Below are 23,786 nucleotides of genomic sequence, written 5' to 3'. Positions count from 1 at the left end.
CTGTCCCCGGCGGTGGCCGTGCCGCTGTCCCCGGCGGTGGCCGTGCCGCTGTCCCCGGCGGTGGCCGTGCCGCTGTCCCCGGCGGTGGCCGTGCCCCTGTCCCCGGCGGTGGCCGTGCCCCTGTCCCCGGCGGTGGCCGTGCCGCTGTCCCCGGCGGTGGCCGTGCCGCCAATCAGCGAACCCGCGCAACCGTTGGCCTTTAAGTACTCGGTCACCAGCAGGCGGTCGCCGCTGCACACCACGGTACCGGCCGGGAACTTCACCTTGCCGCTTAGTTCCACATAGGCCGGCACCTCCACAGCCAGCCACAGCGCGTCGGGTGTGGTAAACAGGCCCGGGGCCGCCACGCTGCCGTCGCCTTCGCCACGCAGCCAGCCGTGCAGGCCGTTGCCGCACTCATCGTTTTCAATCCAGTCGGGACAGGTAACAGGGCCGGCTTTGGGCCAGTAAAAGCCGTTGCGGCTGTGGCCGTCCGGCTGGCAGATGCGCAGTACCAGTACCGGGCTTTCGGGGGTAATCAGAAGGGTTGGCTTCTTTTTCATGTGTGGGCTAGCGGGGGTTGAAGTGGTTAAAAGGAGTTGAGCAGGCAGTAGAGCAAGGCCGTGAGCAGTAGCAGCCCGAGTAGGCGGTTGCGCATCAGGCGGTGGTGTAGTCCGGCAGGCCGGATTTGCAGCCCACGAAGCGGCTGGGGGCTTCCGTCCAGACCGGGGCCGTCGCGGGTTCACGCATCGCGTCGATGAAGGCGTTGTGGGCGGCGACCTGGTCCGGGGTGAGGCGGCCGGTGAGCGGGATGCGCTGGGCGATGCCGGCGGCCGGGGTGGCTTCGGTGCGAGTGGCGGTCAGCATCAGGCGGCTTGCGGCTCGGCGTGGGCGGCCTCCCACCGGGCAAAGCCTTCGGGGTTGGTTTTCTGAGCCAGCGCGGCGGCATGAGGCCAATGCTTGCTTTTGGGGTTGGGGTAGCGCACCAGCTTCGAGATGGCCGAAGGGTCGGTCAGGCCCGTTGCTTTGGCCAGCAGGGGCACAAAGCCTTCGGGCATCAGGTCCCGGAATTCGATGGGTTCGTGTTGCATGGTTGTGGTGGTGGTTGTATGTTTGTGGTGAATCTTTAATTGCCCCAACTATGGCCTTCAATCCCGAGAACCCCGCTACGCAGCAGCAGCTAAGAGACTTGACCGAGTTATTGGAGCGCGTGGAAGAAAAACTAGACCTCGTGTTTTTCGCTCAAGCGGAGTGGCTGGTAAAGGAGCAGCGCAAAAACGAGCCGGCAGAGGAGCAGCACACGCCTACCGATGAGGTGAATTCGTTGGCTAATCTGGTGAATGTGAAGCAGGATGAAATTCGGGAGGGATGGAGTGTTGCCCAGCAGTGGCTCAGCCAGGCTCGTCGGTCACAATAAGCCCGTTGTTTTTGGCCCACTGGTCGATAACTGGCCCCATGCGTTTCCGGGTTTGCTCGGGTAGCACGGCCTTGCCCGGCTTCCAGCCATTCGCTGCTTTTCGTGCCTGCGCTTCGGCGTAGAAGGCGCGCCAGTGTGGCGGTAATTCCGCGCATAGCTCATCGTAGTAGGCGGTGTTGGCCCGCTCAACCAGATTATCATAGTCCCCACCTGCTATAGCAGCAAGGACGTGGTAAGCTGGAGCGCCCGCCTGCAAGGCAATGGCCACCTTTGCCACGTCCTGAATGAAGGCCGCACGTCGGGCGGCCTTTTTCTGTGCCCGCGCCTGAGTGAATTCAACCTTTTCTTGATTATTCATGATGCTTATTCAAAAGACTAAAAACAATGATGACAGACTCTGAAAAACTGGACAAGATTCTTGAAAATCAAGAGCTTATTATCAAACAAGGCGACACTAACGCGGCTATTCTAAATGTCTTCTTAGATGTGCTCACCCATCGGGAGTCAGTTATTCGAAAGCAGCCCTTTGATGCTGCGAAAGCGGACGTGCTGAAATGGGTGAATGCCTACAAGGGCTTGATAGAGGCAGATAGAGGCAAGACGAAAGAACCGGCCGAGTAATATTTTCTTAATTATTCGTAGCCAGTTCTGGGTTTTCCCCGTATGTTTGTGGTAGTGGTGGTGGTTGTTGTTGTAAAGATACCGCCATATTCGTAAAAAGTCAAACAACAGTTGGCAAAATCCCCTCTAATTATTATGGAAACACCTCAAATAACTGTTAATGAGAGAATTAAAATTCTCGTTAATGCAGTTTCGCGCAAGACAGGAGACTTTCTAAAGGCCACAGGGCTGAGCAGCCAGAACCTTAGCGACCTTACTACAGGTAAAAAAGGCGCGCCAAGTTTTGCGACTATTACGAAGATTCTGAGTGCATACCCTGACTTAAATGAGCGCTGGTTGCTCATGGGCGAGGGTGAAATGCTGAAAGGCCAGCAACCCGAGGGCGCTGGCCTGAATCACACTGCCGCACTGCTCACTGAAAGCGATGCTATTCTAAAGCTGGCGGTAACCGAGGCAAAACTGGAAGCTGCGAACAAGCAGGTTGCAAGCCTGAACCAGATGCTGGAATGGGTAAAAAGCCTGATACCTGCTGCCTTGGCAAAGCTCCTGAGTAGCCCAGACGCAGCCTACCAAGGCCAGCCCTTCGGGGCTGTTGCCTACGGTGGCTGAGCTACTCTAAGCGTCGCTCTTTTTTTAGCCTATCCGGTTACCAAATCGGTTACCAAGCGAAAAGAGTAGCGGTGTTGCTGCTGTTTATCAGTGGTTTAGTTAGGCGAATTCGATTCCTAACGCGGCCACTAAAAACCCCATTTCCTGCCCGGAAATGGGGTTTTTTCGTTTCGTGCGCCGTTGGGTTCGCATACGGACACGCTGGGAAGCCAGAAACATCAGTGAAAATTCAGGAAAGAAAAGACCTTGGAACCGATATGTATTTTGTATAGTATATTTTGAATTAATTGCTGGTGGGCGCGGAGGCGTAAAACCCAATACTGCCATGCTGCCGTATAGGCTGGACAATAATTGTTTCTCTCACCCAACTTTCAGTACCATGAACACGAAAACCATCTTCACTGCCCTTGCCCTCACCGTAGCCTGCTCGGCCACTGCCTTCGCGCAGGATATGAAGACCAAGAGCGACGATGAAAAGACCAAAACGAAAGCCGATGGGATGATGACCAAAACCAAAATGTCGGACGATGGTAAGATGAAAGTCAAAGGCAAGTCGGACGCCGGCGATAAGATGAAGGCCAAAACCATGCCTCGCAAAGGCGATATGGGCATGAGCGGCGATGCCATGAGCAGCAGCACCGGCGGCGTGATGGTGGGCGGGGCCATGATGACCCCCGACAAAGACATTGTGGACAATGCCGCCGGCAGCGCCGACCACACCACCCTGGTAGCCGCCGTGAAGGCCGCCGGCCTGGTTGAAACCCTGAAAAGCGCCGGCCCCTTCACCGTGTTCGCCCCCACCAATGCGGCCTTCGACAAGCTGCCCGCCGGCACTGTGAACTCGCTGGTGACGCCCGAAATGAAGCCCACGCTCACCAAAATCCTCACCTACCACGTAGTGCCCGGCCGCCTCACGGCCGCCGACCTCAAAAATGGCCAGGTGCTGACCACCGTAGAAGGTGAGCAGTTGACGGTGATGAAATCCGGCAACAGCGTAATGCTGAAAGATGCCAAAGGCGGCATGGCCACCGTGACCATCCCGAACGTGATGTCGAGCAACGGCGTAACCCACGTAATCGATACGGTACTGATGCCGGCGAAGTAATTCAGCCAGATTCAGGCTTCGTGCCCCAGCAAAAAGCCGTCCGGATTAACCGGACGGCTTTTTTGTTGATGGATAAATACGGTTGTTGCTATTCCAGTACCAGCTTTTGGCCGATGGTGCGGCCGTCGGCCAGGGTCAGGCGCACGGTGTACAGGCCGGCGGGCAGTGCGGGCAGGGGCAGGGTGGCATTGCCGGCCTGGGCGGCGGGCTGCTCCCACACCACGCGGCCCAGGGCATCGAGCAGGGTAGCCCGCGCAAAGGCCGGCCCGGCAATGCATACGGTGCCGTGGGCGGGGTTGGGGTATAGGTTATAAGCTGCGGCGGCGCGGCCCGCGGCAGTGGCGGTGGCCACGTTGTTGGTCATCACGGGGCGCATCATGAGGGCCCCGCGGCCGAAGGTGAAATTGGTGGTGTCCCACACGCCGGCGTTGTTGCGGAGCAACAGGTGTTGGGCCGGGAAGCTGCTGTTGTAGTCGAGGCCGTAGGGCAGGAAGCGGCCCGCCGAGCTGGAAGGCTGCGAAAAGCCCACGTAGAAAACGCCCGATACCGGCACGGGCTGGTCAAAATCAATCTGGTAGTATTGCCAGCCGGCCGGAATGTTGGCGGCCGCCGGGATGGTAGCTGTTTTCGAAACCCGGGCGGCGGCCGCGGGGCGGCCGTTCGCATCATCCCACACGCTGATGGTGACGGGGCGGGCATCGAAATCCAGCATCTGGTTGCCGCCGGCCCCGGTAGAGCCGGGATATACCGGGTACAGGCGCAGGCCGCGCACGTAGTCGGCTTGGTTCAGGTCGAAGCGGTAGGCAAAGGCCAGCGGCTGGCCGCTGGTGAAGGGGGCCAGGAGGGTGAATCCTTCAGCCGTGCCATCATCATAAGCATAATAATTAGCCAGCTCCACATCTCGAAAAATGGTGTCGTTGGGCAGCGTGAGCGGGTTTTGCTCCTGCGAGTTCAGCGCCATGGTGTAGCGCAGGCGCTTGGCATCGGGGGTGGCGGGCAGGGCCACAGCGCTGGCCGCGCCGGTCACGGGCGTGAGGCGGGGCAGCGTGCCCAGCGGCAGGCTGCGTTGCAGCCAGGTACCGATAACCGGGCCGGCCGGCAGCTGCTGCACGGTGCCCAGCACGTTCACGTTGAGCGGGGCCAGGCTGCTGCGCAGGTTGCTGTAGTTCACGCCCAGGTTGGCCGTCAGCTCGCCGCTGGGCGGCGAAGCAGCGTTAAATTGCCAGACCGGCATCGACGTGAAGCGACGCAGGGGGCTGCGCATTCCGCCCGCTGGATTGCCACCGGTGAGGCCGCCCCCGGCTCCCGAATCCAGAAAAGTGGTATCGGAGAGGCCGGCGGTGCGGCCCTGGTCCAGCAGGATGTAGTCCACACTCCAGTTATCACGGTTTTCGGAATTGTTGCCGCTGGCGATGAACATAAACTGGAAATTGCCGTGCAGGTATTTGGCCTGGTTCAGGAGCACTACTTGTTGCCGGAAGCCGGTGCGTACCCGCTGAGCGTTGTACATCCAGACCTGCTCCCAAACGTTGGCATCGGTTTTCACAAACAGCTCCAGGCGTATGGGCGTGGTGCTGCCGTTGGCACCGGGCGCGCTCGTGATGCTGCCGGCCTGCCAGGCAAAGCTGAGCGCTACCTTGTCGTTGGCCGTGAGGCCGCCCAGGTTGATGGGCTGCGATACCAGCGAGTCGATGGGGCCGTACACGCTGCTGACCTGGCCGCTGTAGCTCTGGCCGTTGGCCTTCAGTCCGTCGAGGGTGGCGGCCCCCCTCGTGAGGGGCTGGATGGCCAAGCGGTTGCTTACGAATGCGCCGCCGATGGGCATCCATTTCAGCGGATTGGGCACCCCGTTCAGCGGCGTGGTAAAGTCATCGAAAAAGGGCAGCGCCAGGGCCGTGGTGCCGCGCATTTGGGCGCGAGTGGCAGCCGTGGGCGCGTAAGCCGCCCGGCCCGGGTCGGCCAACAGGGGTTCGGAAGGGGAGAGCTGGGCTGCCGCCGTGCCCGCGCTCAGCAGCAGCGCCGGTAGCAGCAGGCGGGACAACGTGTGGAATTGTGTCATCATAAGTTAGCAGGATTTTGAGAGCCTAACGACCAAAGTGTCCGGAATAGTGCATTACGCCGAAGCGGTGCCCCGTGCCGCCGCCCTGGCGAAAAATCCTGCTCCGGCGCGACGACGCAAAGCACCGCTTTGTGCTGAAAATTAACCGTTTATTTCGCCACCCAGATATCGACCAGCTGGCCCATGCGGATGGTGGCATCGGGGCCGGCCACGGGGCGCTGGCGCACTACGGTACCGGCCGTTTGGCCAGTCTCGGCGGGCTGCTCGAACACTTCGCCTTTTTGCAGGCCCTGGCCCACAAGCAAGGTAATGGCCTCATCCTCGGGCATATTGATGAGGTTGGGCACGGCAAACGTCTGGTTGCCCTGGCCGTCGCCCACCACGAGGTCCACTTTCGTGCCTTTGGCAATGGGCGCACCGGCCGCGATTTCCTTGCCGTTCACCAGCTGCTTCAGCACCGCGCCGGAGGCCAGGTCGGGCACCAGCTGAATCTGGCCCACCACGAGGTCGTAGCTTTTGAGGATGAGCATGGCGTTTTTCGAAGAGCCGTCGGTAAGCTTGGGCATCTTAATCACCGGTGGGTTTTTCATGCTCACCTGGAGGTAGATTTTGCGGCCTTCCTTCACCTTTTCGCCCGGCGCGGGGTCCTGCACCAGCACCGTGAAGGGCCGGATGCTGGGGCTGTAGCTGGAATCATCCACGAAGTAGTTCAGGTTGCGCTCGTCGAGGTATTTCTCCAGGTCAGCCACGTTCATGCCCGTCACCTTGGGCACGGTGATGGTTTCGCCGTGGTGCGTGCTCACGGGCAGGTACACGTAGAAAAAGCCCAGCACGAGTAGCAGGCCCGCCACGGCAATGAGCACGAGGTGCTTCACAACGTCGAGCGGGGTATTGGAGGTGAGGAAAGCCATTGAGTGGGTAACGTGGGTATTTTAATTGGGAATCCAAAGAACGTCAAATTCGGCCGTCATGCAGAGCGCAGCGAAGCATCTTTACCGCTCAACGCAATTCCATCGAATAGATTACTACTGCAGTAGAGATGCTTCGCTGCGCTCTGCATGACGGCCGAATTTGACGTTCTAGTTGGCTGAAACGGCCTTTGCCGCCCGCGCCTTGCCGAACTCCAGAATCCGGTCGATGAACTGGTAGGGCGTGTAGCCGGCCAGCGCCGTCTGGTGGAAGATGCAGGTGGCGGGCGTCATGCCCGGCAGCGAGTTCACCTCGATGATAAGCACTTCCACCTCGCCCTCCGGCCGCACGCGCACGAAGGCATCAATCCGGGCATAGCCCTGAATATCCAGCACTTCGGCCACGCGGCGCAGCACGGCCTTCACTTCGTTCGAAATACGCTGGCGCTCCACCGGGTCTACGTCGTAGCGGGCGGGGGTAATGTTCTGGCCTTCGCCGGCCAGGAATTTCTCTTCCAGGCTCAGCACTTCGCCGTTGGCCAGGGCTTCGCTGGCCTCAAAAACTTCGATGTCGAGTAGGCCATCTTCATCATAAGAAGTGAGCAGGCCACCTGTTATTTCGAGGAAGTGCGTGGCTCCGTCGCGGCTGATGAGGGTTTCGACCAAGAAGGCATCCTTGCGCGGGAATTCTTCCTTGAAGCCCAGGCTCAGCACGCTGGCGGGCGCGGGCATCAGTTCCTCCTCAGTACGGAAGATGAGTTGGCTGAATGCTTCCAGCTCCGCGCGGTTTTTGATTTTCTTCACCGCCGAGGAGCAGCCGTCGTCGGCGGGTTTGGCGATGAAGGGGTAGGGGAACTGCGTTTCGAGGACGCGGTAGAAGCTTTCGGCGTCGGCCTGCCACTCCCGCTTGGGGGCCATGCGGTGTTCGGCTACCAGCAGGCCGGCGGCGCGCAGGCGCTGGTTGGTTTCGAACTTGTTGATGGTGATGCTGCTGCTGGCCACGCCCGAGCCGTTGTAGGGCAGTCCGAATTTCTCCAGCTCCTGCTGCAACGCGCCGTCCTCGCCGGGCCGTCCGTGCAGGGCGATAAATACTTCATCGGCCAGGCCCGCCAGCTCCTCAAATGAGAGGCGGCGCGGCAGGGCCAGTGCCTGCCCGGCGTAGGTATTGGTGATGGCGCTGGCTTCCTGCCTGATGCGGGCCAGGATGGGGTGCGGGGCCTCGCCGGCCTCGGCGTGTTCGATTTTCTCGCGGATGTCGTCGGCGTTGTCCTTCAGCATTACGTTCACGGGCAGCACATAGAGCTTGTGCTCCTGGGCCGAGCCGGTGAGGAACACCGGCACCGGCGCGTACTTGGCCGACGAACTCAGCTTCTCGAAAATATTGCGCCCACTCTCCACCGAAATGTGCCGCTCCGAGGAGTAGCCGCCCATTATCACCGCCACGCGAATGCGCTCGGTGGCCTCGTGCTGGCGGCCGGCCACGGCCGCATCCAGCTTGTCGAGCAGCGCCCCCAGCTTCACGGGGCGCAGGCCGGCGCGGCGGCGGGCCGCCAGCGACGTGCGGATGAGGTAGGTGAGGAACTGGCTCGGATTGAGCCCGATTTCGGCCGCCTGGTGGAAGAAAAATGAAGCTGGCAACATACCCGAAGTCGTATTCGGGTCGTTCAGAAACAACTGGCCATCGTGCCCCACAAAGCCATCCAGACGTGCGTACACCTGGAAGCCGAACGTGCGGAACATCTCCTCGCAGGCCTCGCGGATTTCCTGAATCTTCTCCTCCGGCAAGTCAATCGGCGTGATTTTGCGGGCCAGGCCGGGCAGGTATTTCGAGCGGTAGTCGAACATCTCCTCGCCCTTCACAATCTCGGTGGGCGGCAGGGCCAGGGGCTGGCCGTCGGGGTCTTCCACCACGATGCAGCTGAACTCGCGGCCGGCCACAAAACTCTCTACCAGCACCTGCGTCTCGCCGTCCACGTTGGTCAGGCGCACGGTTTCGGTGGTTTCGAAAGCCTGGTCGAGGGTGAAGAGCAGGGTTTCGGGATGGAAAATTTGCTGGGTGCCGGGGGCTTCGGCCAGCTGCGAATCATCGGCGGGGCCATCGATGGCGGCGGGGCCAAAGTTGTCGTTCAGCACCACGGGCAGGCCAATGCCTTCGCGGATATCCGTCAGGTGCTGCACCCAGGCCACTTTGTCCTGCGCGCCGAGGCGCTGCCAGTCGGCCCGCGTCAGGGTTTTGCGGAACAGACTCTTTTCGATGGCGGCCTCGAACTTGGCGAGGTCGTCGGTTTTCAGAATGCTTACCCCAATGCTGGAGCCCTGGCGCGGCGCTTTCAGCACCAGCGGCAGGCCCAGTTCGCGCACCAAGTAGGCCAGGGTGGCGGCGTGGTCGGCGCGGTCCCATTCCTCGGCCGTGATGACGCGGAAATCGGGCGTGGGCTGGCCCAGCGCTTTCAGCAGTTTCTTCTGCGCGATTTTATCGATGCCAAACGCCGAGGGCAGAATGCCCGAGCCCGAGTACGGAATCCCCAGCCACTCCAGCAGGCCCTGAATGGCCCCGTCCTCGCCGCCCGGCCCGTGCAGGGCCAGGAAGGCGAAATCCATCAGCAGCGGCAGCTGCTCGGCCTCAATCTTGCGGCCCACCTTAGCAATGGCCTCGAACTTCTCGTCGTGGCTGAGCTCGCCCAGGCTTTCGATGTACACCTGCAAATGGTGCAGCGAGGGCGGCTGGGAGCTCACCGGCGGGTAAAAGTCGCGGATGGTGCCTTTATAGATAAACTGCCAGTCGAGCAGAATGAACTGCCCCAGGCTATCGACGAAGATGGGTACAGGCTGAAACAGCGCCTTGTCCAGGTTATCAAACACAGTGCGGCCGCCGGCGAAGGAAATTTCCCGCTCGCGCGAAGTGCCTCCGAAAAAAATACCGATTTTCATAAGTGCAGCAAAGGTAAGAAAGCCGTAGCGCGAACGTTGTAGTTCGCGCCGTCGAACATCACCAGAACCGTTTTAATGGTGATAATAGCGCGAACTGCAACGTTTGCGCTGCCGGGGGCAGCTGCGCCACCAGGTCGGCCACCAAAACCGCGTCTATCTCAAACCATTCGGCCTGAACCAGCCCGGTGGTCGGGTCAGTCGGCACTCGCTGCTTGGCGCTGGTATAAAATTTCCGCGCCCGGTACGGGTGGCAAGCGCCTGATTTTTACTGCCTATACTGCCCGCTCCCGGCATCACGCTGATGCGTCTGGCGGCCTGCGCTACCAGTGCCGCCAGTTGGTTTTGCCCCGCCAGGGCCGAAGCTTGACTACCCGAAGTCTGCACGCGGTGGCAGCGCGGCCTGCATCTCGTTGGCAAGCTTATCAGCCACTGTGGTTTTAAGCAGGCGCAGCTGCTCAATAATTCGCAGTTGGTCATCTCGGCTGTACGCCGGGTCTGTTTGCGGCAACGCCATGGCCACTTGGCCGTGGGGGAAGCTGTGAAAGTACGCCTTCAGCCAATCGTTAACGATGCCATCGATTACCAGATGCACCCGGGCAGTTGGCCCGTCGTTGATTACCTGATGCTGCCGCGAAAGGTTGAGGTACCAGCAGCTCCCTTCTTCCATCACCAGCCGCTCTTCTTCCAGATAGAATTTGAGCTGCGGATTGGTTATCACCGGAACATGAATGCGTACCTCTCCCTCCTCAAAATTGAGGTTATGGTCGCTGTGGGGTTTTATAATCGCCCCAGCATCCAGTTTCATCAGCCTGATGGACGTTTTTTCTATTTGAAAAAAATCAATTACCCCCTTGATGTAAGGGCATTGGGTCAGTAAAGGGGTATCCCGAAAGGCATTTCCAGCCGGCAAGCCACCGGCGTGGACTGCCGTATTATTAGCCACTTGGCCGTGTAAGGAGCGGAGTTGGATGGTGCTCCAGCCGCCTTCGTAATTACTGCGGTTGTAGTGGTCTTGCCACAAGGCGGTTTCCACCTGCGCAACTTCCCGCTTCAGTTGTTCCGCATCGAACTGCTGGTTAAACCGGATATATTTTATCATGCCGCAAGATGAGCCGGCAGGCCGGAGCGACAATCTATTTATTCCACTATTTTTCTTCCTGATTTCTGCCCCGTGGCCGAAGGCCTGCTGGCGGGGCGGGGCCGTGCGCCAGATTGCGACCACGCCGATTGAGGCCCTGGCCGGCTGCTACCGCACGCCCAAACCCAAATGAGTTTTGTCGGTAAGCAGGTAAATCTGCGAAAGCGCTGCACTTTTGTGCCATCATCACCCCAAGTCTCCACAACCCCATGAATACCCTCGACACCTACAACTTCGCCAGCAAGCGCGCCGTGATGCGCGTCGATTTCAACGTGCCGCTCGATAAGGACCTGCGCATCACCGACGACACGCGCATCCGCATGGCCACCCGCTCGGTGATGAAAATCCTGAACGACGGCGGCTCCGTGGTGTTGCTCTCACACCTGGGCCGGCCCAAGGGCGGCTTCGAGCAGAAGTATTCCCTCGAAGCCCTCGTGGCGCGCCTCTCGCAGGAGTACGGCCGCGAAGTACAGTTTGGCGGCGACGTGCTCGGGGCCGAAGCCGCCCGGAAAGCGGCCGCCCTCCAGCCCGGCCAGGTGCTACTGATGGATAATGTGCGCTTCTATAAGGAAGAGGAAGCCGGCGACCCGGCTTTCGCCGCCAAGCTGGCTGCGCTGGGCAATGTGTACGTGAACGACGCTTTCGGCACCGCGCACCGCGCCCATGCCTCCACGGCCGTGATGGCCAGTTCCTTCGCTCCGCAGGACCGCGTGGGCGGCTACCTGCTCCAGTCCGAAATCGACAACGCCAAAAAGGTGCTCGACAACGCCGAGCGGCCCTTCACCGCCATCATGGGCGGGGCCAAGATTTCGGATAAGATTCTCATCATCGAAAAGCTGCTCGATAGGGTCGACAACCTGCTCATCGGCGGCGGCATGGCCTACACGTTTGCCGTAGCGGAGAATGGCCACGTCGGCAGTTCACTGCTGGAGGCTGATAAGGTGGACCTGGCCCGCCAGCTCATCCAGAAAGCCAAAGACAAGGGCGTGAACCTGATGCTGCCCGCCGACTCGCTCATCGCCGATAAATTCGCCAACGATGCCAACGTGGACGTGGCCAGCAACCTGAGCATCCCCGACGGCTGGATGGGCCTCGACCTCGGCCCTGAAAGCCGCGAGGCCTTTGCCGCAGTCATCCGCCAAAGCAAAACCATTCTGTGGAATGGCCCGATGGGCGTGTTCGAGATGAGCAACTTCTCGCTCGGCACCGAATACGTGGCCCGCGCCATTGCCGAGGCCACAGCCGGCGGGGCCTACTCGCTCATTGGCGGCGGCGACTCGGCGGCGGCGGTGCAGCAACTGGGTTTCGGCGAGCAGGTGAGCTACATCAGCACCGGCGGCGGCGCGCTGCTGGAGTACATGGAAGGCAAGGAACTGCCCGGCGTCACTGCCTTGGGCTAGGTTTTTAGCGGTCCGTTCTATCTCAAATCCCCCAAGGGTTAGGTTGTCAAAGCAGCCGAATCCTTGGGGGATGTTGTTTTCCAGCATCAGCAAAATTACTTGGGGTTGCCTTACGAACCACGTATTTCTACGCTATTACAGCAGTTGGAATTGCCGGTATTTTGTGGCATGGTTCACCCTTCATCGTTTCGAGATTATTGTTTTATGGGATTTCATATATAATATAATGTTAATATAAAAATTTTATATGTTATTAATTATATCAGGAGCGCAAAAGGGCTTGGTGAATCGCGTTTTTAAGGGCTTAAACACGTTATTTAAGTATTAATATTAAAACAAAATATCTCTTGTTTTGGCTCCGTCTCAACTATTGCAATGCTTTTTGAAAGTATTGGCTTTTAAAAGGTAATATTAATTAATGTCGAGACGATTATAGTATAATATCAAAGCGTACCTTTACTCGGCATTTCCTCATAGAATCACATTTAAAATATGATTATACTCCTTACTCAGGTTGCTACCCAAGAGATTTTAGCTCCGGCCCAGCCCCAAATGGCGTCGCACCGGAGCTGGCTAAAGGGACTGAGCGCCCTGCTCGGCACCGGTTTGCTGGCCACTCCTACGGCCTTGCTGGCCAGCCCGGCGGCTCCGGTCGAGGCCGCCCCACTGCCATTCTCCAACATTTTGGTAAGCAAGGGATTAGCATGATGAAGCTGCTGACGGGTACCACCGTGCCGGCCGGCTGCGGTGCGACGGTCGTGAGCTGCCCATTGCCGATTATCTCGGCCTCTTACTTGGGGCTCAACTGCGTTATCGCGCTTCAGAGTATTTACCCCTAGCGTTCGTAGTCCCAGGCCCCCATTGCCCGGCGGAACTGCCCAGGTGGGTGGCCCTGCCGGGCAATAGCAGGCCGGCAGTAACCAACGCCCTTTTCTGCTTTTAACTAGCTTGTTATCGTTTTCGGATGCGCGTTGCCGTTATCATTAGTAGCCTGCTGGGCTGGCCCCTGCTGCAAGACCTGCTGAGCCAGGGCGTAGTGGCCGGTGTGGCCGTGCCCGCCACGGGCCGCGAAGAATCGGGGCAGGTGGGCGAGCTGTTGGCGCAAGCCGGGCTGTCCCCGCTGTGGCTGACGCGCGCGGGCCTGGCCGACACGCTGACCGAGTGGGTGGCGACCACGCAGCCCACAGCGGTGCTGGTGCTCACGTTTCCGTGGCGCATTCCGGCCGCCGTGCTGGGCTTGCCACCGCAAGGCTTTATCAACTTTCACTTCGCGGCCCTGCCCGGCTACCGCGGACCCGAGCCCACGTTCTGGCAGCTGCGCAACGGCGAGCCGACCGGTGCCGTGACGGCCCACCGCATGGACGCGCACTTCGATACCGGCCCCGTGCTGGTGGCCACGCCGGTGCCCATTGGACCGCACGACACCCATGGCCTGCACCGCGGCCAATTGGCGCTGGCCGCCGTGGGCACGGGCCAGCAACTGCTGACCGGGCTGCGCGGCGAAGTGCCACTGGTTGACCAACCCCAGGACGAAACGCTGGCCCGCTATTGGCCCCGGCCCGCCTTGCCCGACATGGTGCTCGACTGGCACGAGCCGGCCGAGGCCCTGGCTCGCTTGGTGCGGGCCGCCAATCCCTGGAACCGGGGGGCGCTGACGATGCTGCGCGGCCAGCTGTTGCGGGTGCTGGGCCTCATCGTCCGGCCCGAAACCGTGGCAGCGGCGCCCGGCACTATTGTGCTGGCCGCGCCGGGGCAAGCCCTGCTGGTGGCCTGCGGGGCGGGCCAGGTCGCCCAGCTCGATATCGTTGCCCTCGACGAAGGCTACTTCACGGGGGGACAGCTGGCCGGTATGGGCTTGCAGGCAGGGGAGGTGCTGATACCGCCGGCCGGCCCGGTGCGGGCAGCCCCGGTCTAATTGCTGCTCCGTTGAGTTAGTGGCACGACCTCAAAAAAACGGCGGTTTCTCCGCCCATGCCGGGCGAGCTAGCTAACATTCAGCTTGTACCTATTTGACACTCTTCGATTTTCCGCGCAAGCGCTTACACACGACTCCCAAGTATATCATCAAAGTGCAAAGTATGAAACCACTAGTTACTCAGGCCAATTGTCAGGTTGTTACTGCCCCTTCTTCGCTTGGCCTGGCTTCGCGGCGCAACTGGCTGAAGGGCCTGGGCGCGCTGCTCGGTACCAGTGTACTGGCCGCCGCACCTACGGCCGTTTTCGCCAGCCCGGCTGCTGCCCCCGACGACGCGCTGGCGGCTGCGGCCCTGGCCGGCGGCGACGAATACATTGGCATAGTGAAGCTGCTGGCCGGCCCGGCCATGCCCACTGGCTGGGTTCCGTGCGATGGCCGGCTGCTGCCGGTTGCCCAACACCCGGCCCTGTTTGCGCTGCTGAAAGATACCTACGGCGGCGATGGCCACAGCACCTTCGCGCTGCCCCAGCTAACCGGCCCGAAGCCCGCCCACACCGATGCGCTGCTGTGCGCTATTAAGGTGGCCAATGGCCCGGCCACTACCACGGCCCTGGCCGAGCTGCGGCTGCTGCACAGCCCCCGGTCGCAAGCCCGCCGCACCGCATAAAAGCAAACGACGGGTCCTTTTCAAGGCGTTCACTTGTGGCCTGAGCATGGTGCTCATGCTTTTTTAAATTTCTCTCTTTTCTTCTTCCCCTTTACCTATGGATCCATTTGTTGGAGAAATCCGTGCCGTCGGCTTCAATTTTGCCCCGCGAGGCTGGGCGCTCTGCCAAGGGCAACTCCTGGCGATTAGCCAGAACACTGCCCTATTTTCGCTGCTGGGCACCAACTACGGCGGCGATGGCCGCACGACGTTTGGCTTGCCCGACCTGCGCAGCCGCCTTATCGTGCAGCCAGGGCAGGGGCCGGGGCTGAGCAACTACGTGTTGGGGCAGCTGTCGGGTAGTGAATCCGTGGTGCTGACCGCCAACCAAATGCCGGCGCATACCCACACTTTGTCCGGGGTCACGGTGAATGCTAATAGCGCTGCTGGCACTGCGGCAGCACCGGCCGGCAACGTGCTGGGCTCCAACGCCAACGTGCAGCACTACGCCGCGTCGCCTGACGCGCAAATGGCCGCCAGCAGCGTGAGCGGCACCACGACGCCAGCGGGGAGTGGCAACCCCCACGCCAATACCATGCCTTCGCTGGGGCTCAATTATGTCATTGCCCTCCAAGGCATATACCCGCCCCGTCCCTAATTCACCCACCCTTTTCCGCTACACAACATGGACCCTTACATCGGTGAAATTCGCATTTTCGCGGGCACTTATGCCCCTCAGGACTGGCTGTTTTGCAGCGGCCAGCTATTAAGTATAGTTGAGTACGATGCATTGTTTAATCTAATCGGCACCACCTACGGCGGTGATGGCCAGAATACGTTTGCCCTGCCCGACCTGCGGTCGCGGGCGGCAGTAGGCGTGGGCCAGGGTCCGGGCCAGTCCAACTACGTGCTGAGCCAGCAGGCCGGCTCCGAAAGCGTGACTCTCACGACCCTCCAACTGCCTACCCATACGCACCAGGTACAGGCTGCCCCCAAAGCCCACACGGGTACCCCCACCCAGGACAATCCCGGCGGGGCCTACTTCGGCGATGGCGGCGGCAGCATCTACGGCCCCAGCAGTGGCGCCGGCAAGCTGGCCAGCGGCGCTTTCACCGGCGGCCAGGTTACCGCGGCCGGGGCCAGCCAGGCGCACAGCAACATTCAGCCGCTGCTGGCCACCTACTACATCATCGCCACGACGGGCATTTACCCTTCCTCCAACTAGTCTTTGACCTCCTAAATATTATGGACGCTTTCATTGGTGAAATTCGCATGATGGGCTTCGGGGTTGTTCCCAAGGGCTGGCTGGCCTGCCAGGGCCAGCTGCTTCCCATCGCTCAAAACCAGGCGCTGTTTTCCCTGCTCGGTACCACTTACGGCGGCAACGGTGTTCAAACCTTCGGCCTGCCCGACCTGCGCGGCCGCGCCATTCTGGGCGTGGGGCAGGGCCCGGGGCTATCCAACACCGTTCAGGGCCAAGTGGGCGGCACGGCATCGGTGACGCTGCAACCGGCGGAGATGCCCGTCCACATCCACACCGTGACGGGTACTCTGCAAGGTGCCTCGGGCCCCGACACCAACAGCCCGATTAACGCCTACCCGGCCCTGCCCGACGACGGCGGCGCGCCTTTCAGCACCGGCACGCCGAATGCAAACCTGGCCGCTGCGTCGGTGACGGGCACCGCAGCCAATGCCGGGGGCAGCCAGCCCCACGAAAACCGCCAGCCACTAATGGCGATGAACTATTGCATTGCCGTGCAGGGCTATTTCCCCTCGCGCAACTAACTACCCAAAAAAACGGGAGCTTGGTACCAGGGCATTTTGCCCGGTTTAGCCTTCTACCAGTTCAGAATCCCATTCTTTGCCCGCAATCAAGCATCGGGCACTACTATGCAAATTGGCCCTACCCGCTATTGCGTCCTGTTCTGCCCGGCTGTACCAGCCGGCAGGGCAGGGCGTTTTGCTGGTTTAGGGAGCCGGCTCCTTCGCTGCCCTATTCCGGCCGGGCTGTCGGCCCCGCCACGGGCAACACCCGTTGCGCCCCATCTAACACAAGCCCTTCGCCCTGACCGGCAGGGTAATCCCTTAGAATAAATCATTCGTGCTGCTGCCGGTGCAGCTCTTTTTCTGCGCATGGTCCGGTCCAGGCTGCCAACAGGCCCTGCCCGGTGGCGGGCATTTTTGCCATAATCTTTTTGCTAATAATTTCATTGCTCACCCCCCTTTTCTTTTTCTATTATGAGATACCGATTACTCTTGTTTCTGCTGCTGCTGCTCCCTGCCTGGGCAGCAAAAGCCCAGGCCCCCAACTGGCAAACCGTGCTGGGCAACAGCGCCACGGTTATCCGGGGGAGCGCCGCCAATGCGAGCGGCGACTACTACGTGATTGGCACCTACAACGGCACCCTCTCTTTGGGCGGCACTGCCCCCACTCTCACCAGCGTGGGCGGCAGTGAAGACATGTTCCTGGCCAAGTTCAGCAATAGCTCCAATTCCTTCGTCTGGGCTGTGAGCGGCGGCGGGTCTGGGACCGAAGATGGCCGGGCGGTGGCTGTGAATGGCAGCAACGTGTATGTCACGGGCACTTTCGCAGGAACTGCTACGATTAGCGGCACGGGGCTGACGGACGCTTCCGGCAGTGGTAGTGGGCAGGATATGTACGTGGCTAAATACGTCGATAACGGCACAACCGTAAGCAATGGTGGCGCTTTGAGTGGCGGCGGCGGCGGCTCCGACCAGGGCTTGTCGATTGCCGTGAACGGCACCAGCATTTACGTTTCGGGCTTTCTGTCCACGAGCACGACCCCCCTGCCCGTCATCAGCGGCTCGACGCTGACCGGCGCGGGCAGCCAGGACATGTTCGTGGCCCGGTTTAACGACAGTGGTACGCTGACCAATGGGTCGGCCGTGAGCAGTGGTGGCGCAAGTCTCGACCGGGCGCTGGCAATTGGGGTGAACGGCAATGGGGTCTACGTAACCGGCTATTTCACGGGCGCAGGCCTGGTTACCATCAGCGGTACAGCGCTAACCGGTACGGGTGGCCAGGACATGTACGTGGCAAAATATACCGCTACTCTGGGCAACGCCGGGGCCGTAAGTGGTGGCAGCACCACCAACGACCAGGGCCAGGCCCTGACTATTTCCGCCAATAACATCTACGTGGCCGGTACCTTCACCGGAACGGCCAGCATTGCCGGCAGCTCGCTCACGAGCACAGGTTTGGCGGATATGTTCGTGGCTAAATACACAGACTCGGGCTCGGGCCTAACGAATGGCTTTGCCGCCCGCGATGGCGGTGCTAATACCGAAGCCGTGGGTGATATTGCCGTAACGGGTAATACGCTGTATGTGGTCGGCAACTTTACCACCTCGACTACACTTTCCGGCTCTTCCCTGACCAGTAACGGCCTAGATGCCTTCGTGGCGAAATATACCGACCAGGGCTCCAGCCTCGCGAATCTGGGGGCAATTGATGGCGGCAATGATGCACCTGGCACCGGCACCAGCTCCGCCAACACCATCAGCCTTAGCGGCGCGCAGGCGCTCGTGGCGGGGGCGGTTGCTACTCCGGCTACGTTCGGCAGCATCGCGGTAGCCAGTGGCACCGCCTACGTAGCCAAGCTGGCTCCGGCCTCTACCACCCTCACGTCTATTGCACTGGGAGGCAGCAGCCCGACCAACGCGACCAGCGTTACCTACACGGTGACGTTTGCCAGCAGCATCACGGGCCTGTCCGTATCGAATTTCTCGCTGACTGCGACCGGCACCGTTGCGGGAGCTACCGTGACCAGCGTAACCGGCTCGGGCACGACCTACACAGTGACGGTGAATACGGGTACCGGCGACGGTACCCTGCGCCTGAACCTGGCCAATGATACCGGCCTCAGCCTCACCATCAGCAACAGCCCCTACACAAGCGGCCCGGCTTATACAATTGACAAGACGGCCCCGACGGTAGCTATAACGTCCTCGACGGCGGCCAACGGCGGCACGAGCGGTAGCGCCACCTTCGCCTACACGGTGACCTTCTCGGAGAACGTGAACGCAAGCTTCGTGGCCGGCGACGTGACCGTAACCAACGGCACGATTTCGGGCTTCACCACCGTTGTTCCGGGCACAACCTTCACCTTCAACGTGACCCCGACGGCCAACGGCGTGGTGAGCGTGACTGTGCCAGCCAACGTGGCGCAGGACGCGGCCGGCAACTTCAACACCGCCGGTACGCCCGCCCCCTACAGCATCACCTACTCGCAGCCGGTGACGGCGGCCCCGGTGGTAACGACTCCGGGCAACGGCAGCCTGCTGAACACGACCACGCCGACCTACTCGGGCACGGCCGTAGCCGCCAGCACCGTAACGGTATACGTGGACGGTTCGGCCATCGGCACAACCACGGCCACGGCCGGCGGTACCTTCAGCCTGAACCAGCCCACGGCCCTTGCCCAGGGCTCGCACACGGTGCGGGCCACGGCGCAAACCAGCGGCTCGGCTGTGAGCGTCAACTCCAATACGAACACCTTCACGGTGGACACGGTGCAGCCGACGGTGGCCATCAGCAGTACCACCGGTACCTCGGGCAGCACGACCAATACATCGCCCATTCCCTTCACGGTGACTTTCTCGGAAGCGGTAACCGGCTTTGTGGCCGGCGACGTGACCGTAAGCAACGGCACGATTTCAGGCTTTACAGCAGTGTCAGGCACCGTTTACACGTTCAACGTGACGCCGACGACCCCCGGCACGGCGACGACGGTAACCATCCCCGCCAACGTGGCGCAGGACGCGGCCAGCAACGGCAACACGGCTTCGCCTGGTGCCTACAGCATCACCTATAACATCCCCTCGACCACGGTATCATCGGTAACGCGCCTGACGCCCTCGCCCACAGCCACCGCTCAGGTGAGCTACCGCGTCGTCTTCGCGGCCAGCGTGACGGGCGTGACGGTGAGCAACTTTTCGGTGAACACGTTGAGCACCGCCATCAGCGGGGCCTCGGTGAGCAGCGTGAGCGGCTCGGGCACGACCTACACCGTGACGGTGAACACGGGCACCGGCAACGGCAGCCTGCGCCTGGAAGTGGCCAACAGTACGGGCATCACGCCCACGGTTTCGAACGTGCCCTACACCGCCGGTGAACTCTATGCCATCACCAAGAGCTTCGCGGCGGCCCCACAGTTGACGATTGTCGGCACGGGTGGTACGGGCTCCGACGTGACGGCTTTCGTCGATGTAGTTCAGGTACTCAGCGGCGGTTCGGCCTTCGCTAATGCCCTGCAGAACGGCAGCTTCGAAACCCACGACCCGCTGGCCAACGGCGACTTCGGCTACAACCCCACGGGGGCCGGCTGGGCCTTTAACACCCGCTCGGGCATTGCCGAGCAGGGCAGCGCTTTTACCCCACCCACGCCCATTCCCAACGGCATTGCCGTGGCCTTCGTGCAAAGCACTGGCGGTGGCAACGGCCAGCTCCAGCAGACCCTGGCTCTGCCCACGGGCAGCAGCTACCAGGTGAGCTTTCAGGCCGCCCAGCGTGTGTGCTGCACCACGCTCGACCAAGCGCTGAACGTATTCCTCAACGGCGTGTACCTCGGCACCATTCAGCCGGGCTCCAGCTCGTACAGCACCTTTACCTCGCCCACGTTCGCCGTGACGGCTCCGGCCCTGACGGCCATCGTGAGCACGACTTCGAGCAGCCCCACCAGTACTTCGCCCATTCCGTTCTCGGTGAGCTTCTCGCAGAGCGTGGGCACCACCTTCACGGCTTCGGACGTGACGGTGACGGGCGGCACGCTGAACTCGCCCAGCTTCGCGGGCAGCGGCAGCGGCCCCTACACCTTCACCGTGACTCCTAGCGGCACGGGCACCGTGACGGTAAGCCTGGCGGCCAACGTGGTCAATGACGCCAACAACACGCAGAACACGGCCAGCAACGCGGTGAGCGTGCAGTATGTGCAGCTGGTGACGGCCGCGCCGGTGGTGAACGCGCCGGCCAACGGCAGCCTGACGAACACGACCACGCCAACTTATACGGGCACGGCCGTAGCCAACTCGACGGTGACCGTTTATGTAGACGGCTCGGCCATTGGCACCACGACAGCGGACGGTACGGGCAACTTCAGCCTGAACCAGCCTACGGCCTTGGCCCAGGGCTCGCACACGGTGCGCGCCACGGCCCAGACCAGCGGCTCGGCCGTGAGCGCCAACTCGACCACCAACACCTTCACCGTGGACACGGTGCAGCCCACCGTGGCCATCACTTCCACGACGGGAGCCAGCGGCAGCACGAGCGGCAACGCTACATTCGCTTACACGGTGACCTTCTCGGAGGCCGTGACCGGCTTTGTGGCCGGTGACGTGACCGTGACCAATGGCACGATTTCAGGCTTCACAGCCGTGAGCGGCACGGTCTACACGTTTAACGTAACGCCCGCCGCCAACGGCCCGGTGACGGTGAACGTGCCCGCCAACGTGGCGCAGGATGCTGCCGGCAACGGCAATACCGGCGCTGCTTCGGCTTACAGCATCACCTACGCGCAGCCGGTGACGGCGGCACCGGTGGTGACGGCTCCGGCCAACGGCAGCCAGGTAAGCACGACCACGCCGACCTATGCGGGCACGGCGGTGGCCAACTCGACGGTGACGGTGTACGTCGACGGCACGAGCATTGGCACGACGACGGCCGACGGCGCGGGTAGCTTCACGCTGGCCCAGCCCACGGCGTTGGCCCAGGGTTCGCACACGGTGCGCGCCACGGCCCAGACCAGCGGCTCGGCCGTGAGCGTCAACTCGACCACCAACACGTTCACCGTCGACACGGTGCAGCCCACGGTGGCCATCAGCAGCACCGCCGGTGCTTCGGGTAGCAACACAACCACCACGCCAATCCCCTTCACGGTGACCTTCTCGGAAGCGGTGACGGGCTTTGTGGCCGGTGATGTGACCGTGACCAACGGCACCATCGGGACGGTGAGCGGCAGCGGCACGACCTACACCTTCAACGTGACGCCAACCACGGCCGGCACGGCAACGACGGTGAATGTGCCCGCCAACGTGGCGCAGGATGGAGCCGGCAATGGCAACACGGCCGCTTCGAGCGCCTACTCGCTCACTTACCAGCCGACGGCCGTTACCTGGAATGGTAGCATCAGCGGCGACTGGTTTACGGCTGGTAACTGGACCCCGGCTGTGGTACCTACCACGGCTATCGACGCCACCATCCCGGCTTCGGCTCCGAACATGCCTGCCATCTCGGCTGGCACGGCTTCGGTGAAGGCGTTGACCATTAACAGCGGCGCCACGGTTTCGCACAGCGGCGGCACGCTCGACGTGCGGGCTAACCTGACCAACAACGGCACCTACACCGCCACCGGCGGTACTATGGTGCTGGGCACGAGTACGCTGGCCAACATTTTGGGCAGCAGCAATACCCGCTTCTGGAACCTGACCATCGGGGCCAACGGGGCGCAGTCGAGCACTTCGGCCAGCACCTCGGTGCTGCGCCTGCTCACGCTCAATGGTGCCCTGACAACCAACGGCAACCCGCTCACGCTGGAGTCGAACGCCACGGGTACGGCGCTGGTGTACAACACCAGCCTCGCCAACGTCATCGTCGGCAACGTGACGGTGCAGCGCTACATCGCGCCGGACCTGAACCTCGGCCTGGGCTACCGCCACTTTAGCTCGCCGGTGAGCACGGCCACCGTGGGCAGCCTGGCCATCCCCGGCGGCTTCACGCCCGTGGTGAACCCGAACTACAACACCTCGAACACGCCCAACAGTGAGCGCCCCTTCCCCACGGTGTACTACTACGACCAGTCCCGCCTGGCCACGTCGACCAACCTCCTGGCTCCCTTCGACAAGGGCTGGACGTCGCCCAGCGCGCTGACCGACCCGCTGACCGTGGGCCGAGGCTACACTGTGAACCTGACCGCTAACCAGACGCTGAGCGTGACCGGCCCGCAGAACAACGGCACCGTGAGCCAGTCGCTGGCCCGCACCACGGCGTTCCCAATCGATGCTGGCTGGCAGTTGCTGGGTAACCCTTACCCGTCGCCCCTGGACTACTCGCTGGTAGCCCCGTTTGACCGCATCGGCCTCGACGCCGCCTTGTACGTGTTCGAAAGCACCAGCCTGTACGGCGGCACCTACCGCGCCAACGTGAACGGCGTGGGCGGCAACGCCAACAGCCCGAATGCGATTCTGGCCCAGGGCCAGGGCTTCGTGGTGCGGGTGAGCAACGGCCAGACCAGCGGCCAGCTCATCCTGCGTAACACGCACCGCGTGACGGCTTACCAGAACCCAGTGTACCACCGCACGGTGGAAACCCGCTCGCTGGTGCAGCTCGACCTGCAAAGCGCCACGGGTTCCGACCCACTATACGTGTATTTCGAAAACGGTGCTACGGCCGGGGTCGACCAGGAGATGGATGCTGTGAAGCTGCCCAACACCACCGGCCTGAACCTGGCCGCCTGGGCGGGTAGCGACAAGATGGCCATCAACGCCCTGCCGCTGAATGCCACGGCTTCGGTGACGGTGCCGCTGTTCATTGGCCTGCCCGTGACGGGCACCTACACGCTGCACGCGGCGCAGGTGCTCAACTTCGGGGCCGGCGAACAGCCCTTCCTGCGCGACGTGCAGCTGGGCACGCTCACCGACCTGAGCCTGCACCCCGACTACACATTCACCATGAACGCGGCCAACACCACGACGCGCTTCGAGCTGGTGTTTGGTGCCCGGGTGCTGGGCGTGGCTTCGGCCAAGCTGGCGGCCCAGGTGGCCGTGTACCCGAACCCCGCCAGCAAAGCGGTATTCGTCGAGCTGCCCTACGTCCTCAACCGCAAAGCCGTGACGGCCGCGTTGGTTGATGCCCTGGGCCGGGTGGTGCTCACGCAGGCGCTGCCTGCCGGCCAGCCCACCTACACCCTGCCGCTGACCAACCTGGCCACCGGCGTGTACTCGCTGCGCCTGCAAACGGAGGCCGGCGTAGTAGTGAAAAAGCTGGTGGTGGAATAAGGAACCCGCCTCACCAGGCATTGAAAAGCCCCGGCTGCATTAGCAG

General features: G+C 61.7%; 23 protein-coding genes. 14 read left to right on the top strand and 9 right to left on the bottom strand.

What is annotated here, in order from left to right:
- The 3 genes from ACVWYF_RS18080 to ACVWYF_RS18070 all read right to left on the bottom strand — a co-directional run.
- Nucleotides 1–542, bottom strand: a 542-nt coding sequence (locus tag ACVWYF_RS18080) for a hypothetical protein (protein WP_457070584.1), incomplete at its 3' end; no start/stop codon positions are given.
- Between the two features lie 94 nt (nt 543–636).
- Nucleotides 637–846 carry a hypothetical protein gene (locus tag ACVWYF_RS18075; protein WP_457070582.1) on the bottom strand — a complete coding sequence of 70 codons (210 nt, stop codon included), beginning with the start codon at nt 844–846 and terminating at the stop codon, nt 637–639.
- Entirely contained in the window at nt 846–1,070 is a 225-nt protein-coding gene (locus ACVWYF_RS18070; protein ID WP_457070580.1) for a hypothetical protein, read from the bottom strand. The genes ACVWYF_RS18075 and ACVWYF_RS18070 overlap by 1 nt, the downstream gene beginning before the upstream one ends.
- Before the next feature lie 50 nt (nt 1,071–1,120).
- Between ACVWYF_RS18070 and ACVWYF_RS18065 the strand changes: the two genes are divergently transcribed.
- Entirely contained in the window at nt 1,121–1,396 is a 276-nt protein-coding gene (locus tag ACVWYF_RS18065) for a hypothetical protein (protein ID WP_457070578.1), read from the top strand.
- Here ACVWYF_RS18065 and ACVWYF_RS18060 read toward each other — a convergent pair.
- On the bottom strand, nt 1,371–1,754 hold the full coding sequence (locus ACVWYF_RS18060) for a hypothetical protein (RefSeq protein WP_457070576.1): 384 nt from the start codon (nt 1,752–1,754) through the stop codon (nt 1,371–1,373). The genes ACVWYF_RS18065 and ACVWYF_RS18060 overlap by 26 nt on opposite strands.
- Nucleotides 1,755–1,780: 26 nt before the next feature.
- On the opposite strand from ACVWYF_RS18060, the gene ACVWYF_RS18055 reads away from it, so the two are divergent.
- From ACVWYF_RS18055 to ACVWYF_RS18045, 3 genes are all read left to right on the top strand, one after another.
- The gene (locus ACVWYF_RS18055; RefSeq protein ID WP_457070574.1) at nt 1,781–2,017 is read left to right on the top strand and encodes a hypothetical protein; all 237 of its coding nucleotides are present in this window, start codon (nt 1,781–1,783) and stop codon (nt 2,015–2,017) included.
- 135 nt (nt 2,018–2,152) lie between these two features.
- The gene (locus ACVWYF_RS18050; RefSeq protein WP_457070572.1) at nt 2,153–2,626 is read left to right on the top strand and encodes a hypothetical protein; all 474 of its coding nucleotides are present in this window, start codon (nt 2,153–2,155) and stop codon (nt 2,624–2,626) included.
- A gap of 586 nt (nt 2,627–3,212) precedes the next feature.
- The gene (locus ACVWYF_RS18045) at nt 3,213–3,731 is read left to right on the top strand and encodes a fasciclin domain-containing protein (protein ID WP_457070595.1); all 519 of its coding nucleotides are present in this window, start codon (nt 3,213–3,215) and stop codon (nt 3,729–3,731) included.
- A gap of 88 nt (nt 3,732–3,819) precedes the next feature.
- Here the strand turns inward: ACVWYF_RS18045 and ACVWYF_RS18040 are convergent, their stop codons facing one another.
- The 5 genes from ACVWYF_RS18040 to ACVWYF_RS18020 form a co-directional block, all read right to left on the bottom strand.
- The gene (locus tag ACVWYF_RS18040) at nt 3,820–5,793 is read right to left on the bottom strand and encodes a T9SS type A sorting domain-containing protein (protein WP_457070570.1); all 1,974 of its coding nucleotides are present in this window, start codon (nt 5,791–5,793) and stop codon (nt 3,820–3,822) included.
- Nucleotides 5,794–5,939: 146 nt separating this feature from the next.
- Nucleotides 5,940–6,701, bottom strand: a complete 762-nt coding sequence (locus ACVWYF_RS18035) for a PASTA domain-containing protein (RefSeq protein ID WP_457070568.1) — start codon at nt 6,699–6,701, stop codon at nt 5,940–5,942.
- 168 nt (nt 6,702–6,869) lie between these two features.
- Nucleotides 6,870–9,629, bottom strand: coding sequence for a D-alanine--D-alanine ligase family protein (locus tag ACVWYF_RS18030; protein WP_457070566.1), 2,760 nt, complete (start codon nt 9,627–9,629; stop codon nt 6,870–6,872).
- Nucleotides 9,630–9,782: 153 nt separating this feature from the next.
- Nucleotides 9,783–10,106, bottom strand: a complete 324-nt coding sequence (locus tag ACVWYF_RS18025; RefSeq protein ID WP_457070564.1) for a copper homeostasis protein CutC — start codon at nt 10,104–10,106, stop codon at nt 9,783–9,785.
- Nucleotides 9,997–10,728: an aspartyl/asparaginyl beta-hydroxylase domain-containing protein gene (locus ACVWYF_RS18020; RefSeq protein WP_457070562.1), complete on the bottom strand. Its 732-nt coding sequence runs from the start codon at nt 10,726–10,728 to the stop codon at nt 9,997–9,999. The genes ACVWYF_RS18025 and ACVWYF_RS18020 overlap by 110 nt, the downstream gene beginning before the upstream one ends.
- On the opposite strand from ACVWYF_RS18020, the gene ACVWYF_RS18015 reads away from it, so the two are divergent.
- From ACVWYF_RS18015 to ACVWYF_RS17970, 10 genes are all read left to right on the top strand, one after another.
- Nucleotides 10,727–10,900 carry a hypothetical protein gene (locus ACVWYF_RS18015; protein ID WP_457070560.1) on the top strand — a complete coding sequence of 58 codons (174 nt, stop codon included), beginning with the start codon at nt 10,727–10,729 and terminating at the stop codon, nt 10,898–10,900. The two genes, ACVWYF_RS18020 and ACVWYF_RS18015, sit on opposite strands and share 2 nt — an antisense overlap.
- Nucleotides 10,901–10,976: 76 nt before the next feature.
- Entirely contained in the window at nt 10,977–12,167 is a 1,191-nt protein-coding gene (locus tag ACVWYF_RS18010; RefSeq protein ID WP_457070558.1) for a phosphoglycerate kinase, read from the top strand.
- A 492-nt stretch (nt 12,168–12,659) separates the two neighbouring features.
- Nucleotides 12,660–12,875 carry a hypothetical protein gene (locus ACVWYF_RS18005; RefSeq protein WP_457070556.1) on the top strand — a complete coding sequence of 72 codons (216 nt, stop codon included), beginning with the start codon at nt 12,660–12,662 and terminating at the stop codon, nt 12,873–12,875.
- Nucleotides 12,872–13,006: a hypothetical protein gene (locus tag ACVWYF_RS18000; RefSeq protein ID WP_457070554.1), complete on the top strand. Its 135-nt coding sequence runs from the start codon at nt 12,872–12,874 to the stop codon at nt 13,004–13,006. Before ACVWYF_RS18005 ends, ACVWYF_RS18000 begins: the two co-directional genes overlap by 4 nt.
- A gap of 125 nt (nt 13,007–13,131) precedes the next feature.
- Nucleotides 13,132–14,082: a methionyl-tRNA formyltransferase gene (locus tag ACVWYF_RS17995; protein WP_457070552.1), complete on the top strand. Its 951-nt coding sequence runs from the start codon at nt 13,132–13,134 to the stop codon at nt 14,080–14,082.
- Nucleotides 14,083–14,245: 163 nt separating this feature from the next.
- Nucleotides 14,246–14,749: a phage tail protein gene (locus ACVWYF_RS17990; RefSeq protein WP_457070550.1), complete on the top strand. Its 504-nt coding sequence runs from the start codon at nt 14,246–14,248 to the stop codon at nt 14,747–14,749.
- A gap of 97 nt (nt 14,750–14,846) precedes the next feature.
- Nucleotides 14,847–15,386: a phage tail protein gene (locus tag ACVWYF_RS17985; RefSeq protein ID WP_457070548.1), complete on the top strand. Its 540-nt coding sequence runs from the start codon at nt 14,847–14,849 to the stop codon at nt 15,384–15,386.
- 27 nt (nt 15,387–15,413) lie between these two features.
- The gene (locus ACVWYF_RS17980) at nt 15,414–15,953 is read left to right on the top strand and encodes a phage tail protein (protein ID WP_457070546.1); all 540 of its coding nucleotides are present in this window, start codon (nt 15,414–15,416) and stop codon (nt 15,951–15,953) included.
- Nucleotides 15,954–15,973: 20 nt separating this feature from the next.
- Nucleotides 15,974–16,513, top strand: a complete 540-nt coding sequence (locus tag ACVWYF_RS17975; protein ID WP_457070544.1) for a phage tail protein — start codon at nt 15,974–15,976, stop codon at nt 16,511–16,513.
- Nucleotides 16,514–16,966: 453 nt separating this feature from the next.
- The gene (locus ACVWYF_RS17970) at nt 16,967–23,740 is read left to right on the top strand and encodes an Ig-like domain-containing protein (RefSeq protein ID WP_457070542.1); all 6,774 of its coding nucleotides are present in this window, start codon (nt 16,967–16,969) and stop codon (nt 23,738–23,740) included.
- Nucleotides 23,741–23,786 lie beyond the last annotated feature (46 nt).

The organism is Hymenobacter sp. UYAg731 (assembly GCF_054061335.1).
This window is presented reverse-complemented; position numbering and strand designations above follow the sequence as displayed.